The organism is Anaerotignum neopropionicum (assembly GCF_001571775.1).
GTDB classification, from domain to species: domain Bacteria; phylum Bacillota; class Clostridia; order Lachnospirales; family Anaerotignaceae; genus Chakrabartyella; species Chakrabartyella neopropionicum.
On sequence record NZ_LRVM01000001.1, the window covers coordinates 271,196 to 288,194 of the forward strand.

General features: G+C 44.7%; 11 protein-coding genes. 6 read left to right on the forward strand and 5 right to left on the reverse strand.

Annotation, left to right across the window (positions count from 1 at the left end; translation table 11 throughout):
- The first annotated feature begins 643 nt into the window (after positions 1–643).
- The gene (noc, locus tag CLNEO_RS01340; protein WP_242864140.1) at positions 644–1,483 is read left to right on the forward strand and encodes a nucleoid occlusion protein; all 840 of its coding nucleotides are present in this window, start codon (positions 644–646) and stop codon (positions 1,481–1,483) included.
- 134 nt (positions 1,484–1,617) lie between these two features.
- Complete coding sequence (locus tag CLNEO_RS01345) at positions 1,618–2,481, forward strand: AraC family transcriptional regulator (protein ID WP_066083692.1); 864 nt, start codon at positions 1,618–1,620, stop codon at positions 2,479–2,481.
- A gap of 94 nt (positions 2,482–2,575) precedes the next feature.
- On the opposite strand, the gene CLNEO_RS16585 is transcribed toward CLNEO_RS01345, so the two are convergent.
- The gene (locus CLNEO_RS16585; RefSeq protein ID WP_157723472.1) at positions 2,576–2,713 is read right to left on the reverse strand and encodes a DUF4368 domain-containing protein; all 138 of its coding nucleotides are present in this window, start codon (positions 2,711–2,713) and stop codon (positions 2,576–2,578) included.
- Positions 2,714–3,605: 892 nt separating this feature from the next.
- Between CLNEO_RS16585 and CLNEO_RS01355 the strand changes: the two genes are divergently transcribed.
- The 4 genes from CLNEO_RS01355 to CLNEO_RS01370 all read left to right on the forward strand — a co-directional run bounded on the left by CLNEO_RS01355 (position 3,606) and on the right by CLNEO_RS01370 (position 13,974).
- On the forward strand, positions 3,606–10,220 hold the full coding sequence (locus CLNEO_RS01355; protein ID WP_066083700.1) for a GLUG motif-containing protein: 6,615 nt from the start codon (positions 3,606–3,608) through the stop codon (positions 10,218–10,220).
- Positions 10,144–10,572 carry a hypothetical protein gene (locus CLNEO_RS15210; protein ID WP_157723445.1) on the forward strand — a complete coding sequence of 143 codons (429 nt, stop codon included), beginning with the start codon at positions 10,144–10,146 and terminating at the stop codon, positions 10,570–10,572. Before CLNEO_RS01355 ends, CLNEO_RS15210 begins: the two co-directional genes overlap by 77 nt.
- A 328-nt stretch (positions 10,573–10,900) precedes the next feature.
- Entirely contained in the window at positions 10,901–13,405 is a 2,505-nt protein-coding gene (locus tag CLNEO_RS01365; protein WP_066083704.1) for a helix-turn-helix transcriptional regulator, read from the forward strand.
- Positions 13,406–13,482: 77 nt separating this feature from the next.
- Entirely contained in the window at positions 13,483–13,974 is a 492-nt protein-coding gene (locus tag CLNEO_RS01370; RefSeq protein WP_066083706.1) for a DUF2442 domain-containing protein, read from the forward strand.
- A 47-nt stretch (positions 13,975–14,021) separates the two neighbouring features.
- Here CLNEO_RS01370 and CLNEO_RS16835 read toward each other — a convergent pair whose 3' ends face one another.
- The 4 genes from CLNEO_RS16835 to CLNEO_RS01390 form a co-directional block, all read right to left on the reverse strand.
- The gene (locus tag CLNEO_RS16835) at positions 14,022–14,348 is read right to left on the reverse strand and encodes a hypothetical protein (protein WP_066083709.1); all 327 of its coding nucleotides are present in this window, start codon (positions 14,346–14,348) and stop codon (positions 14,022–14,024) included.
- 640 nt (positions 14,349–14,988) lie between these two features.
- A complete protein-coding gene (locus CLNEO_RS01380; RefSeq protein WP_066083710.1) occupies positions 14,989–15,465 on the reverse strand; it encodes a PaaI family thioesterase in 477 nt (158 codons plus the stop codon).
- A 16-nt stretch (positions 15,466–15,481) separates the two neighbouring features.
- Positions 15,482–15,964, reverse strand: a complete 483-nt coding sequence (locus tag CLNEO_RS01385; protein ID WP_066083711.1) for a PaaI family thioesterase — start codon at positions 15,962–15,964, stop codon at positions 15,482–15,484.
- Between the two features lie 14 nt (positions 15,965–15,978).
- Complete coding sequence (locus CLNEO_RS01390; RefSeq protein ID WP_066083715.1) at positions 15,979–16,923, reverse strand: alpha/beta fold hydrolase; 945 nt, start codon at positions 16,921–16,923, stop codon at positions 15,979–15,981.
- Positions 16,924–16,999 lie beyond the last annotated feature (76 nt).

Sequence of the window (16,999 nt, forward strand, 5' to 3'; positions counted from 1 at the left end):
TGTATTGTTTTCAATTAAAAAATGATTGACATATGTAATGGTATAAAACATTGGTGATGATCCCTCACTGCCCAAGACAGGGCAGACGCCAAAGCCGGCTTTTGCGAAGCAAAAGTGATGACCCTTACTGCCCAAGACAGGGCAGACGGCAAAGCCGGGAGAATTTTAAATTTGCTCTCGCCATGGAATTTCTTGGGAAATGTTTTTTTGATAAGGATTTTATTCCTATAAAAATCAAATTCATAAAGTCATAGCAATGGTTATTGTTTTTCAACAAGTTCAAAAATTAAATTTTTATTGAAAAAAACAAGAAAATCTTTATAAATTTTTCTTTGAATGGAAAAATACACTTTCAATATATAGTATTTGAATGTCAAAAAAAGCAGTATATGTAGTATTTATTTAAAAAATTTTGACATAAAAAGGAAATTACCCCATCTCTTTTTCACAACCTCCGCCAATATCTCCAAAGCTTCGAGCTTTTTGTGTCTGTTGCGCTGTCTTTTTGTCGAGGCCACAGTGATTTTGTTGTACTCTTTTTCTGCCCAAATGGGTTTCCTGTGATAAAATGAAAAAAAAGAAAAATGCCGTAGATTTGTAAAGGTATTGCGGTTTCCATAGAATAAAAAAGGAGGAAATACATATGGAGGTTTTGAAATTTCCCGAAATGCGTTTGAAAAAAGAAAAGGCAGTTTATCAGCTACCCATTGAAAAAATCCGCCCCAATCCATACCAGCCAAGAAAGTATTTCAATATGACTGCCTTGGAGGAGTTGGCGGAGTCCATCACTGCATATGGAATATTGCAGCCCATTACCGTGCGAAAAATGAGTGGAGGATTTTACGAATTGGTGGCGGGGGAACGCCGTTTGCGTGCGGCTCAAATGGCAGGGCTTACAACCATTCCCGCCTTATTTGTGCAAGTAAATGACAGCGATAGTGCAGTATTGGCGTTCATTGAAAATATTCAACGGCAAAATCTTAGTTTTTTGGAAGAGGCCGAGGGCTATCGCAACATGATGGAGGACTATGGCTTGACCCAAGAGCAGCTGGCGGCAAAGCTTTCTAAAAGCCAATCGGCTATTGCAAATAAGCTGCGTGTCTTAAAGCTGGAGGAAAGTGTAAAAAAAGAGCTTTTGGATCATAGCTTCACAGAACGTCATGCAAGAGCCTTGCTTCGTCTGCCTGATGAAGAAAGCCGCTTGGTGGTAATGGCGCAGATGATTCGTGAGGAAATGAATGTAAAACGGACAGAGGACTTGGTGGAGTATACCTTGGAAGAAATGCGAAATAAGCATACGCCAAAAGGAGAGCGTAAGGAAAAACGCTTTGTTACTGATTTTCGTTTGTTTACCAATACTATTAAGCAATCTCTTGAGGTGATCCGTCGCAGCGGTATGGATGTGGTATACGAGGATTCGCAGAACGAAGAAGGCTGTGAAATCATAATTCGTATTCGTAAGGGTGTAGTGGAATCGGCGTAATGCAAAAAAAATTTTAATATTGTTGGAAAAAACCTTTTGTGATACAGTGAGTGTAAGCTCTCAATTTCTGTTTCAGATTAGAGAGGAAAAGGAAAAAAGGAAATGCTATCCTTTTATCATAGGAGGTAAGGAATGTGGAGTGGATACAAAGACTGAACCAGGCGGTGGACTATATAGAGAACAATCTTGATAGGGTAATTCATGTGGATGAAGCGGCAAAAATTGCAGCTTGCTCTACCTTTCATTTTCAGAGAATGTTTTCCTATATTGCAGGGGTAACCCTAGGAGATTATATCCGAAAAAGAAGAATGACCTTGGCGGCATTTGAAATGCTGCAGGGTGGTCAAAAGGTCATTGATATTGCAGTAAAATATGGGTATGATTCGCCAACGGCATTTAACCGTGCATTTCAGGCAATTCATGGGATGGCACCCACGGCGGCAAAAAACGAGGGGGTCTCCTTAACGGTCTATCCACGCATTACCTTTACTCTATCAATAAAAGGAGATGAGGCAATGAATTTCAGAATCGAAACAAAGGAAGGCTTCAGAATTGCAGGCTATGCCCTAAAGGAACCCATGACAATGGAGGATTGCTTAGAAAAGGTGCCGGTTTTTTGGCAGGAGGTAGCTGCGAAGGGCGGCATTGAGAAGGTTTGTACTTTGGTAGATGGGACAGAGCCCCAGGGGATATTAGGTGTTTCCACCTGTGACAATGGTGAATTTAGCGGATATTATATTGCCGCGGCAACGAAGCAGCCTTGCGCAGAGGGGATGGAGGAGTATTTTGTTCCCCAAGGAACTTGGGCAATCTTTGATTGTGTTGGCCCTATGCCCCATGCAATACAAAGTTTGCAGCAAAGAATCATTACAGAATGGCTTCCCACATCGGGTTACGAATATGCAGCGGCGCCGGATATAGAGGTTTATTATGAGGGAGATCAAAGTGCAGCGAATTACCGCAGTCAGGTTTGGCTTCCCATTGTGAAAAAACAGTAAAAAAAGGGTGCGGACAAAGTCCCATGTCAATAAGGATGTTTTCAATTTTTAAGATTTGCCGTAGGATTTCAAGTCCTACGGTTTTTCTCTTGTCTTAAACCTTGCCCACAAAGTTGAAATAGACATCAACCTGCTGGGTATAGTTTTTCTTCTTGTATGGCTCGGAACGCTCATGCACCACAATCTTCTCAACAAACTCCCGCACGATTTCAGGTGTCAGCTTTTTAGGCAGTTTTGACTCTTACTCTCAAATGGACGTAAAAATAGCTCCGTGCCAAAAATCACACAGAGCTATTCGGTCACAATTCTATTCTACAAATGAACATACTATTCCCTTGGAACCGGCTGTCTCTTTTTAAAAATTAGACATTCATACAAATAATAAATGCGTATTAAAAAGGTTTTCCAGTCCACAATGCCGATTTGCCGGTTACGCAAATCCCATAACAGCCGCCCCTGATTCTTTCTCAAACCGGGGTGATGCGTGTTGCCGTCTTTCAGACCTGCCGCCATGGCAGAAGTATCATAATTATCATTGGGGTTATTGCAATTCTGCTGTACCGCACAGCAGTAACAGCCGCAAGGTGTATCGCTGGAAATGAACTTCCGTCAGTGCCCTTCGGCTCGTCGCTCGCCCAATGCTCACGTTGCATTGCGGGATACGATGTTCATTTGTCAAGGTTCATGGTTATGTGCTCATCTTACTGCAAAAAATGCAGTTTGTAAAGGCCATCATACCGCTCTGCGGTTTCCAGAATAGAGGAAAAGCCAAGACCGAAGCTGTTTTGCTTATAGGATAAATATTCCTTACCTGTAGGAACTTAATATTCTAAAGAATTAGCCGTTTGGCTAATATCATTTTTGGAATCAATTCTCTATACTTAGGTATAGGGAAATTTTTTATTTTTGAAAATAAAAATTGCTTTGCCAATTTACCTTACCGGAAAGGAGTGGTTTTTTAATCGCAACATTTCAAAGCACTGTTTTCGCGGCGGACGATATTCTTACGATTACTCTTTTTCAACGAAATTTTTCCGGCTGAAGCTACCCATAAACACGATACTCCGTTACTTTGCGTAGGACTTTGAGGTAACAGAAAAACAGGAGAATGAGGAGGAAACTATATGAATCAACACAAACCATCCCGGCGGCTTTTGGCAATGGCTCTGTCCGTTGTCATGGTACTGGGAATGCTGCCTATAACGGCAGCAGCAGAAGACTTGCCCGCTGGAACAAGCGGCGAGATTACTGCATTCGAAAAATTAGTGGATGGGACAGTAATACAAACGGTAGCGCTTGGTACACCGTTTGAAGATTTGGATTTGCCTGAAACCTTGACGGCTACGGTACGCCTTGAAACGGACGCAAGCCAGCAGGCGCAGGATTCCGGTAATTCGGTACAGCAGGAGCAGGTCGCTACTGGAGCAGCCGTAACGCTTGCACAGGAAGAACCAGCTGACGAGGGCACACAGCAGGAGCAAGCTCCCGAAGAGGAAATATCCCCAGAACATGAGGACACTTCCGCATCTGATCAGGAAGCCGTAGACCTAGTACAGGAAGAATCCGATACTGGATATACGGAAATGACTGTCCAAGTGCCGGTCACATGGACGGCTTCGCCGGACTATGACGGGAATGCGGCAGGGGTGTATGTCTATACTGCCGAAATTAGCGGCTTTACAGTTAGTAGCGAGTTACCTGTCATCACCATAACAGTGGGTCAGGCGACGGCTACGGGCACAATCACCGCTTTTGACGAGCTAAAAGATGAAATTCGCTGGCAGAACACCACAAAGGCGGAGCTTCCGTCGGAACTCACCGGTACAGTGGAGGGGGAAAATGTCCAAATCTCAGTAACATGGGAAGCCGACCACGACTATGACTCTGATTCTCCAACAACTGGGCTGTATGTGTTCACCGCGAAACCGGGCGAAGACTATACCCTTGCTGAAGATGTGGAATCGCCTCGCATCACCGTATACATTCCTGCTGTAAAGCGGATGATGAGGCTTATGGCGGGTAGCGGCACCTCCACGAGCCCACTGGAAATTACCACGGCGGCACAGCTTGCAGAAATTGCCGTACTGGTAAACGACGGCAGATTGGAAAGCTTTTTGCTGGGCGACAGCACAGCCACAGTATCACTAAAACTCATGAACGACCTCGACCTTTCCGCTTACGGTGAAAACTTTAACAGCGGTAAAGGTTGGGTACCCATTGGGACGTTAAATAATTCCTTCAAGGGAAGTTTTGATGGAAACGATAATGAAATTACAGGACTTTATATCAACCGCACAGAGGATTACACAGGTCTGTTCGGACGTATAAACGGCGGTACAGTGCAAAACCTTGGGCTTGTAGAGGTAAGCATCACCGGTGGCAATAATGTCGGCAACGTGGCGGGCAGGGTTGACGGCAGTGTGACAAACTGCAATGCTTCCGGTTCGGTTAGCGGTAACGAAAATGTCGGCGGCGTGGTAGGTACAATTGCAAGTGTCGGCAGTGTGACAAATTGCTATGCTATGGGCGCGGTCAGCGGCACAAATGTTGTCGGTGGCGTAGCGGGAGATGTTTACGGCAGTGTGACAAACTGCTATGCCACAGGTGGGATCAGCGGTAACACTCATGTCGGCGGCGTAGCAGGCACGGTTGACGGCAGTGTGACAAACTGCTATGCCACAGGTTCGGTCAGCGGCACAACTGCTGTCGGTGGCGTGACGGGCAGGGTTGATGGCAGTGTGACAAGCTGCTATGCCACAGGTGGGGTTAGCGGCAACGGTACTGTCGGTGGCGTAGCGGGCTATGTTGACGGCAGCATGACAAACTGCTATGCCACAGGTGTCGTCACAGGCATAGACGGTTATGTCGGTGGCGTGGCGGGGGCCATTACTGGTAATGTAACAAGCTGCGCTGCGCTGAATCCAAGTGTAATCGGGAACAGCGATGTTGGTCGTGTGGTGGGCTACATTGTCGATGAAGGTACGCTCTCCGACAATGCGGCATTTTCCGGCATGGCGGTTACGGTAAATGGTGCACCCCAAACCATCAGTGACGATGCGGCAGATAATAAAAGTGGTGCAGATATAAGTGCCACCGAAATCCAAGCGGACGGTAGCATCGGCAACCGCTTCACCACTACCAACGACTGGACGGTTGAAAACGGCAAGCTGCCTATTCTCCAGAATGTGGGCGGTACGCAGAGTGCTGACCTGCCGCCCCACCTTGCGAACGATACTAGCGCACCCTATTTTCTTGGTGAGGGCACAGAAACAGTCCCCTATCAAATCAGCACGGCGGCACAGCTTGCAAAGCTGGCGGAGTTGGTAGATGCATACGACACAAATTACAATGACAAGTATTATAAGCTTACCGCTGACCTTGACCTTTCTGCCTATGGCGAAGGATGGAATAGCGGCAAAGGCTGGATACCCATTGGAACCACGGACTACAGAACCTTCAAGGGAACCTTTGACGGAGATAACCATAAAATTTCTGGGCTTTATATCAACCGAGGCACGGAGAATTACATAGGTCTGTTTGGTTATATAAAAGGCGGTACGGTGCAAAACATTGGAATTGAGGAGGTCAGCCTTGTTGGCCAAGATTATGTGGGCGGCATGGCAGGAAAAATTGATACCGGCAGTGTGACAAACTGCCATGTCACCGGTGCGGTCAGCAATACAGGCGGCTATGTCGGCGGCGTGGCGGGCTATGTCGGCGGCGTGGAGGGCTCTGCTGATGGAAGTGTGAAAAACTGCTATGCCACCTGCACTGTCAGTGGCAGAATTGCCGGTGGTGTGGTGGCCGGTGCTAACATCAATGCTAGTGTGACAAGCTGCTATGCCACCGGTGCAGTGAGCGGCAGCGTGAGAGTCGGCGGCGTGGCAGGTATGGTTGCCGATGCCAGCGTGACAAACTGCTATGCCACAGGTGCTGTCACAGGCACAGGTGCTTATGTCGGCGGTGTGGTGGGATTGCTTGGCGGTAGCATGACAAACTGCTATGCCACCGGTGCGGTCAGTGGTGCAACTGTAGGCGGCTTGGTCGGCGTCATTGGCAGTGGTGGCGATAGCAGCAGTGTGACAAGCTGTGCAGCGTTGAACCCAGGCGTCAACGGCACAGGCTCTGTCATGCGTGTGCTGGGTCAAAATGCCGGTGAAGTCACACTTTCTAACACTGGGGCATTTTCCGGCATGACAGTTATGTTAAACGGTGCACCCCAAACTATCAGTGACGGTGCGGCAGATAATATAAACGGTGAAGATATAAGCGCCGCCGAAATCCAAGCGGACGGTACCATCGGCAGCCGCTTTACCGACACCAGTATCTGGACGGTTGAAGATGGCAAGCTGCCTATCCTGAAAAATGTAGGCGGTACGCAGAACGCTGCCCTGCCACCCCATCTTGCAGGCGGCAGCAGCACTTACTTTCTTGGTGCTGGCACAGACAGTGACCCATACCAAATCAGCACGGCGGCACAGCTTGCAAAGCTGGCAGAGCTGGTAAATGCAGATGACACAAATTACAATGACAAATATTATAAGCTCACTGCTGACCTTGACCTTTCTGCCTACGGGAAAAACTGGAACAGCGGTAAAGGCTGGATACCTATGGGAAGGGACGTTGCCAATTGCTTCAAGGGAAGCTTTGACGGAAACGGCAAGAAAATCACCGGGCTTTATATCAAACGCACGGCGAATTACACAGGTCTGTTCGGTTATATAAGAGACGGCACGGTGCAAAACCTTGGACTTGAGGAGGTCAGCATTGTCGGCATAGGTTCGGAGGTTGGCGGCGTGGCAGGCTATGTTTCTGGCAGTGTAACTAATTGCTATGTAACCGGCGCGGTCAGCGGCACAGGTACGAATGTTGGCGGCGTGGTAGGCTATGTTTCTGGCAGTATAACAAATTGCTATGTAACCGGCTCGATCAGTGGCAAATACAATATCGGCGGCGTGGCGGGTCTGGTTTATGGCAGCGTAACAAACTGCTATGCAACGGGCACGGTCAGCGGCACAGATTATGTCGGCGGTGTGGCAGGCCAACTCCAATGCAACAGCAGTGTGATAAATTGCTATGCCACAGGTGCGGTTAGCGGCTCAAATTATGTCGGCGGCGTGGCAGGCTATGTTGACGGCAGTGCGACAAGTTGTGCTGCATTGAATCCAAGCGTCAATGGTAGTAGTGATGTCGGCCGTGTGGTGGGCTACATTCCCTATGGTGATCCACTTTCTGACAACGTGGCATTTTCTAGTATGACGGTTAAGGTAAATGGTGTACCCCAATCCATCAGCGACGGTGCGGCAGATAACATAAACGGCGAAGATATAAGCGCTGCCCAAATCAAAGCGGACGGTACCATTGACGGATGCTTTGCCGATACCAGTATCTGGACGGCAGTAAACGGCAAACTGCCCATCCTTCAAAATGTGGGTGGTACGCAATCTGGCGACGGCGGCCTATACCTGATCACGCGTGATATTGCGGGTGTCTTGGTAACACTCAATGAAAATACCTATACCTACACTGGCAGTCCCATCCTCCCTACCTTGGAAGTTATCTTTGGTAAACAAGCGCTTGAGAAGGATGTGGATTATACCGTTTCAGCTACAAGCGTAGACGGCACAGACACCAGTGCAGGCACAAATGCTGGAACCGTAACGCTGACCTTGACGGGCATCGGCAGCTTTACCGGTACAAAAACCGGTGTAACCTACAACATAGAAAAGCGGAATGATCGTTCGGCTCCGGCACTGAACTATACCGTGAGCGAAAGCGACTTTCCCAAAACCGTGACTATCACAGAGGTTGAGGGCGCGGAATATCAATTTAACAACGGCGGATATTCTCAAACAAGAATCTTTACTTCAAACAGCGTTGAGGAGGTAATGCTGTCTATTCGCCTCAAAGAAACGGAAGCATATAACGCATCCCCAGAGACTAGCGTAACCGTCAATACGGCAAACCAGGATCAGAGCGCGCCGTCTGCATTTACACTGACCTATGAAAGTGTAGATGATGCAAGCTACACCGTAACGATTCCTGCAACAGCAGGCGCGGAGTATAGCTTTAACGGCACAACTTGGAGCGGAGAAAACACCAAAACCGGCTGCCAGTCCGGCGATAGCATCACAGGCTATAAGCGCATGGCGGCAAAGCCGGGCTATAATGCCAGCTCCAACATAATCGACAGCGTGACTCTGCCTTTGTTTCAGGTGAAAACGCCCGCGGCTTCGCCAAACGGCGGCACATTTAAAGGAAGTCAAAGCGTGATACTCTCTTGCCAGACGGCTGGTGTGCAGATTTACTACACCACAGATGGCAGCACGCCAACAACGACCAGTACCCTGTACAGCGCACCCTTTCCGTTGACGTCTACCACGACCGTCAAGGCGATTGCGGTAAAAACGGGCATGATAGACAGCGGCGTGTTATCCGTGACGTTTACCAAGCAATCCGGCGGCAGCAATGGCGGAGGTTCCTCCTCGGGCGGAAGTTCAACATCAACCACAACACCGGAAAAGAAGCCAAATCAGCCGGTAACAGCAACAGCAGGGGCCAATGGCACTGCAAGTGCATCTATTCCGGATAAAACAGTAACCGACGCGATTGCGAAAGCGCAAGCTGACGCAAAAGCACAGGGGAAAACTGCAAATGAATTTTCTGTGGAGCTGAACATAATTATGCCAAAGGGAGCATCTTCCCTGACGGCAGTTCTCACACGCAGTTCTCTGGATAGCCTTGTGAGTGCAGGGGTAAGCAGCCTTGAAATCAACGGCTCCCTTGTAAAGGTAAGCTTTGACAAAACGGCATTGATGGAAATCCAGAAGCAGAGCAGTGGTAACGTAAATATTGCCATTGCTCCGAAGACAAACCTTTCAGATGCGGCAAAAATATTAATTGGCACAAGACCGGTATATGACATCACTGTGGGTTATGGAAGCGGTAAGAGCGTAGCAAACTTTGGCGGTGGCGTTGCAACGGTATCTATCCCGTATACGCTGGGCAAGAATGAAGTAGTTGACGGTCTGTATGCCGTGTATGTAGACGAAAAGGGCAACGCCACTCCCATTGCAGGCTCTGCTTACGATGCAAACAGCGGCAGTGTTATTTTCACCACAACTCACTTTTCACAGTACGGCATCGGTTATACCGCGCCAACAGAAAATTTTACGGATATTTCCTCCCATTGGGGCAAGGAAAGCATTGAATATGTGGTAGGCAGAGGCCTTGTTTCGGGCATGACGGAAACTACCTTTGCGCCTGATTCTCCTATGACGCGGGGCATGTTGGTAACAGCGTTTGGCAAATTGGCAGGAGCGGATGCGAAGGCTTACACCACAAATAGATTTACAGATGTCAATGAGGAGAGCGCATATCGTCCATATGTTGAATGGGCGTACAGCAAAGGTATTATTCGGGGCATCGGTGACAACCAGTTTGCGCCTGATAGAGCGATCACCCGTGAGGAAATTGCGGTGATCTTTGCAAACTATGGGAAAGCAACAGGATATACATTCCCTGTTACTGGTGAAGCTACAACTTATGCAGACGCTTCCAGCATTGGCAGTGCTTATAAAGACGCTGTAAAGGCCATGCAGCAGGCTGGCATTATGATGGGCGGCGGTGACAATAAGTTTAATCCCAAAGGAAATGCCACTCGTGCGGAGGTTTCCTCCATGCTCAGCCGTTACATTAAACTTACCATTAACGCTGACACAGCGCAGGGCGCTGAATGACACCGGACAGTATCTGTACTATAAGGACGGCAAGGCCCTCACCGGTACACAGACCATCGACGGTGTGAAGTATTTCTTCAATACCGATGGTACGCTGAAAACCGGATGGGTCAAGGACGGCGATAACTGGCGTTTTTATTCCGGTAAGACAATGTTAGTCGGCTTTTGGGATCTTGGTGCAAACGGAAACAACAAGACCTATTACTTTATGAAAGACGGTCTGATGGTATCCGGTAAGTGGCTTGAGATTGACGGCAAATGGTATTACTTTTACACCGATGGTTCTCTTGCTAGAAGCACAAAAATCGACGGCTATGAAGTGGATGAAAAAGGTGTAAGAAAAACAAAGTAACCGACATTCCAAACTTCCATGCTTTTCGGGTATGGAAATAAAGATAGAACGATAATCAACAAATACAAAAAAACAGCATTTTGCTTTTATGGGAAAAGTGCTGTTTTTTTGTATTTAACAAAGTTGCTGTTCATATGATTTATTTCACCTTTTCCTATTCCGGTACTCCCTCCTACCGTATCCCAGAAGAGCTTGCAATTTACAATAGAAAAATTTTGATTAAAGATGTATAATATAGTAATTGTAGTACACAAAGCATGAGGGAAATAACTATTTAGTTATACATGTTTAAATAAAGGAAATACTTTAAGAGAAAGGGGGATGTTGATTGAAGGAAAGCAAAATACTGAGGCGTCAAAGGGTGGAAGAGGATTTGGACAATCTGACCAATTACCCACTCACCATCGTCTCAGCCACTATGGGATATGGGAAAACCACTTCTGTGCGCACATATTTGACTGCACGAGATTTACGGACCATATGGATTCCCTTGCTTGGTTGTGATGGTGACGAAATGATATTCTGGAATAAGCTGTCAATGTCTGTTGGCAGACTCTATCCGGAATTCGGCAAGCATCTTGAACGTCTGGGTTTTCCGATAGATGTAAGACAAACTGTAGCAATTATAGATTTGTTTTGGAACTTAAAAAATGAAGCACCACTTGTACTCGTCATTGATGATTATCATCTAATCAATCAGAGTACACAGCTTGGCACATTAATTGAGCTGCTGGCAGAAGAAGAAATTCCTAATTTACATATTTTACTGCTTACGCGTACCCGACCGAAATTCAATCACATGAATTTAATATCAAAAGGGCTATGCTACTATTTGGATACAGATTCGTTATCCTTTACTATGCAGGAAATAAAGGAATATTTAGATTTAATGGGCTTTTGTGCACTTCCTCAAGATATTGAAAAAATATACAGCTATACCGAAGGCTGGATTTCCGCTGTTTATTTGCTTATGTTGGGAATAAAAAAAGGGTTGCCTTTGACAGAGGTTTCGAATATTACTCAGCTTGTAAGCGACAACCTTTTTTCAACTTTTGATGATTCAGTCAAGGAAGTTCTTCTGAAGCTATCTATTTTGGATACATTTACCCTTCCCCAGGCAGTGCAAATTTTAAAAAATCCAAAAATCCCCCCAATTATTGAACGACTTTTAGCACAGAATGCTTTTGTGGAATATGATGGGAAAACAGGAGTTTATAAACTGCATAATGTTCTTCTGGATTTTCTCAGAGATAAGGTTATCAAAGATAATATCGATATGCGTATGGTATATCATTGTGCAGGAAAGTGGTTTTTTGAGCAGGGTGAAACCATTTCTGCTTTTGATTATTATTACCGTGCAGAACAGCTTGAGGAGCTTCTTAATCGTATTAACAAAATTAAAAATATAGGAAGCTGGTTTATTGGGGTTCATTTGCTGAAAAAGATTTATCAGGAATTGCCAAGCGGGTGGTATGTTAAGTATCCTTTTCCGATGCTACACTTTGCCCGCAGCTTTGTTCTCAGCGGTGAAAAAACGCAAGCTGAGGAAAGTGTAAAGATAATTACTGTCCTAGAGAACCATTATAGCCACACAGAAAAAATCTCGGAGAAATTGCGCAATCGGATACTTGGTGAAATTAATATTGTTAAGATATTTCTTGTGGTCAACGACGCAGATAAAATGGTCAAACTTTCACAAATAGCTGAAAAGCTACTGGGTGCGGGGGAAGTGTCCACTGTTGTTTTGAGAAACGATATATTCACCTTTGGAATACCCCACTTCCTTTATAGCTATTATCGTGAAGCAGGAAAGCTGAAAGAAACCGTTGATTATGTTCAAGCAGGATTTCCGCCTAAGGTATTTGACGGCTGTGGTACAGGGTGTGAATTTGTGGCACAGGCGGAATATGCTTTAGAAATAGGTGATTTCCAAAACGCAGAAATGTTTGCCAAAAAGGCAACTTATAAAGCAAAAACAATGGGACAAACAAGCATCATTTTATGTGCATATTTTACCATAATGAGGCTATGCTTACTTCAGGGGAATTTTTCCGACGCAAAAGAGCAGGTTGCTATCATGCGAAAATTTCTTTTGGATTTAGAAGAAAAAATTAATCTTCAAGATACCATTATTTATAATGCAACCATTGATATGTGTGAAGGATATTTATATGGCTACTTGAATTTTCCTGATTTGATACCCGAATGGTTGCGCAGTGGGGATATCGGTTCCAGAACTTTAATGCTGCGTGGCATGGGCTATCCTTATATTATTTATGGAAAAGCAATCATGTTAACAAAAAATTGGATAGAGCTTGAAATTCTCTCTGAGAGTTTTGATGCAGGCTTTTCCGTCTTTCATAATCAGCTCAGTTTGTTATACAATTCAATTTATTCCGCAACGGCAAAATATAACCTTTATGGTATGGAGGCAGGCATAAACGCAATTCTTCCTGCACTTTTTGAGGCTCAATCGGACGGAATCATGATACCATTTGCTGAAAACGCTGAATCTGTTTTGCCCATCCTCAATGAACTGAAGAAAAGTGAAAAGCTTGACCAGTGCTATTTAGAGGGATTGATACGGCTCTGCGAGCGATGCAATGAGAACTTGAAGTCGTCACAGGGTTGCATGGTTGAATTGACTAATCGAGAAATAGAGGTGCTGTATTTACTGGCGCAGGGGCTGACACAGCGGGAAATGGCGCAACGACTCTATCTTTCAGTTTCGAGTATTAAAAAGCATCTGGAGAATATCTATGGAAAACTTAATGTCAACAATAAAATTAGGGCGGTACAAAAAGCACAGGAACTTAATATCCTAAAGAATTAGCCGTTTGGCTAATATCATTTTCAGAATCAATTCTCTATACTTAGGTATAGGGAATTTTTTTGAAAGGAGAGTTATTTATGATTGTTTGTTTTCAAAGCGCTGTTCCAAGAGAAGATTATACGCTGGACATCATTATGAACAACGGAAATCGTTTATTTTTAGATATGTCAACGCAATTGGAAACTGTGCAGTTTTGTCCACTCAAGGATAAAACGATATGGAACTCTGTGGAGGTGCAGGATACTTGTCTTCGTTGGGGTGGCAATTCTACCGTTGAGCTTTCCATAGACAGGTTGGCAGGATTATTTAAAATGGGGGTGAAATTTGGTGAGGATGCGAAAATAGACAGGGTTACATCAGAAAAAAACTGGCTGCTGCACCTTGAACTTGATAACGGAAATCGACTGGATATGGATATGAGCCAACTTCTGGAGTTTTCGCTGTTTGCACCCCTTTTACAAAAAGGGTTATGGAAAACCATAAAAGCAAAGGAACATTCTCTACTTTGGCAGGATTCTAATATCCAATTAGAGATTCCTGTTAGCACTATATTGCATTATTTTGCTTAAAAAATGAATTTAGAAAGGGAACAACAATCAAAGAAACAAAACGCAAATTACTTTAATGTTGTACCGTTAATTAAGCTCACCATAAATTCTGCCCCAGTGCAGGGCTGGTCGCAAAACGATGCTGGACAGTACCTATATACTACAAAAATGGCCTGATGATATTCTGTAAATGGCATGAATTCGACGGTAAATGGTATTACTTTAACACCGACGGTTCTCTTGCTCGAAGCACAAAGATTGACGGCTATGAAGTCGACGAACATGGCGTGAGAAAAACGAAATAAGGTATTAACACAAAAGAGTGCACAAGTTGAAATTTCAGCCTGTGCACCCTTTTTAATATGAAAAATCACTTGGGATAAAATCTCCGGCATAACTCCTGAGTAACTCTGCCAAAGCAGGTATCCAACCCTATTATTTGAAGATATTCAATATACTCCGGAAGTGCTTTTGAAAAATGCATATAACAATATCGCTCTAAAAGCCAGTCCATAAACCGCATGGGTGTGTAATGGAATGCCAAAAGCATCTGCTCAATGTGCAGATATTTAACCCATCAATTTCAGTGTACTTAAATTCAAACTTTGCCATAAAGCAAACCCTCCAATAAAGATTATTTACAATTCATCGGTAATTGTTCGGCTGTGCGTTAAACAATTATAATTTTCGTAAACATCCTTATTGGAGGGCTATTAAAGTCTGCACCTTTTTTTCGATAAAGTCAAAACCTTGAGGGCTTTGCTCTCAAGCACCCACAAGGGTTTCGCCCTTTTGACCCGTTATAAACCCCATGAATATACGGGTTGTACATAAGTTTTTGGTCTTGCTTTTTACAAAAAGCAGTGAGAGGTCATCACTTTTGCTCCGCAAAAGCCAGCTTCGCTGTCTGCCCTATCTTGGGCAGTGAGAGGTCATCACTTTTGCTTCGCAAAAGCCAGCTTCGCTGTCTGCCCTATCGTGGGCAGTGAGAGGGCGGCGTCCAAGGTTTGTGGACAGCTTTTTCCAACCAAAGTATTATTTTGGCACCTCTATTTGCTTATTTAAAATCATAAACGTGGTTGCAGCCGTTGCCGCAAGGATATTCTCTCTTTTTAATCGCGCTTCCCCTGTCATGCTGACCATATTTTTGCCATGGGAAATAATGCGGACATGGTACTCCACGGTATCCGTAGGAAGAACGGGCTGAATGAACGTGGTGGAAAGATTTACAGTACAAACCATATTTGGCTTCTCAAAATAATGGCATAATAAGCCAAAGGTCATGTCAAACCCTGTTACAATGATACCGCCATGCAATCCACCTTCTGGATTTAATTCCCAGTCCTTAACGTCAAAGGATAAAACCAGCTCTTTTTTTTCAAAGCTGCATTCTTTTAATCGGGGATCTAATAAAGTCAAGATGCCCATTTTTCGCATATAAAAATCAGGTGCGTTTATTTGAGAAAACCAAGTCTCCATATCCCCTTGGTTTAAGTTTTGATTGCCAATCATAAGTAAGTCTTCCTTCCTATACTAATGGGTTATGTTGCATTTCTCTGAGGGCCTTAAAAACTGCGGTGGCACTTGCCGCCAAAACAGAATTGTTTTGTGTCCACGCATCTCCCGTAATATTGCATAAGGAGCCCCCTTGAAATTCCATTTTTGCCTTGATGTAAAAGGCATCGCCCATGAAAATAGGCTTGTGGTAGGTGGTATTTAAACTTACCGTAATCACCACTTGGGGCTTTGTGAAATAATGACAAAGAAGCCCTAAGGTTGTATCAAAGGCAGTGGCAATGATGCCGCCATGAATGACATTTTGCGGGTTCAATTCCCATTCTAAAACATCAAACGAGAGGGTAACGGTTTTTTCTTCAAAATTGCAGCTGACAAATTTGGGTTCGATCTTTGGTACAACGCCATGACTCAAAAGCCTGGAACCGGGAGTGGTTACCTGGCGAAACCAGCTTTCCATTACTTCTTGAGCTTGCGCCGATTCTAATTCATTCATTGCAATAATCTCCTCTATTTCAAAAAATCTTTGATAATACCAGTAAAAGCCTGGTTGTTTTCAAGATGGGGGAAATTACCCACTTCTTCAAAAACAACATATTCCCCGTCGGGGCGAACATCTTTGGCCCATTCTAAGTTTAAAATGGGATTTAGCTTGTTTTCCTCACCCCAAATAATTTCAAAAGGCACGTTAAGGGCAGAAAAAGCCGCTTTTGTTTCCGCACGCCAAAAGCTGGTTTTTAAAGTTGCAAATGAAACCTGTGCTTTCTGGCTTCTTCGGGCAGAATAATAGCAGGCATTTACCAAATCTTTTGAAATGTTCTCCTTTGCAAAAAAGGCTTCTTCCAAGATTTCCTTGATTTTACCTTTTGTTGTTCCAGAAAGATAATGCTGCGTACCCAAAATAGGTAAAAGCAGGCTGTGCAGGGGCTTTACCTCTGCATTTGTTGCAAAACCACGCCCAAAACCCTCCGGCGATACTAGGATCAGACCCTTTATTTTTGCGGGATAAAGCATGGATGCAACCAAAGCCATATCTGCACCGCCGTTGGAAGCCAAAATAAAAGCAGGTCGCCGGATTACCTTCTGCAAAAAATCATCAATGCAATGGGCATATTGATAAGCTGTCCAGGGTTTGCCGGGCACAAAGGATGCGCCAAAACCGGGTAAGTCCATGGCATAAACATGATAGCTTTTCGCCAAATCACGAATGACCATGTCCCACTCCTGTAGGCTTGTCCCCAGCATCATGCTATGGATGAGCAGCAAAGGGCGGCCATGACCCATAGTTGTATAGGCAATATCACCAAAAGGTGAAGTGTAAATTTCAAAATTCGTTATAGCTGCTTTTTTTTGTGCTTGCCAAAAACAAGCTTTTTGCCAAAGAAATAGTCCGCCCAAAAGACCCGCAGCTGCGGCAGAAAGGGAAAGTGCCGCTTCCTTTACTTTTTTGTGCATATTAGACCCTCCTTTTCTATTATTATGAACGAAAAAACGTCATTTGAAAAGAGAAAATTTCATAGTATGTTAATAA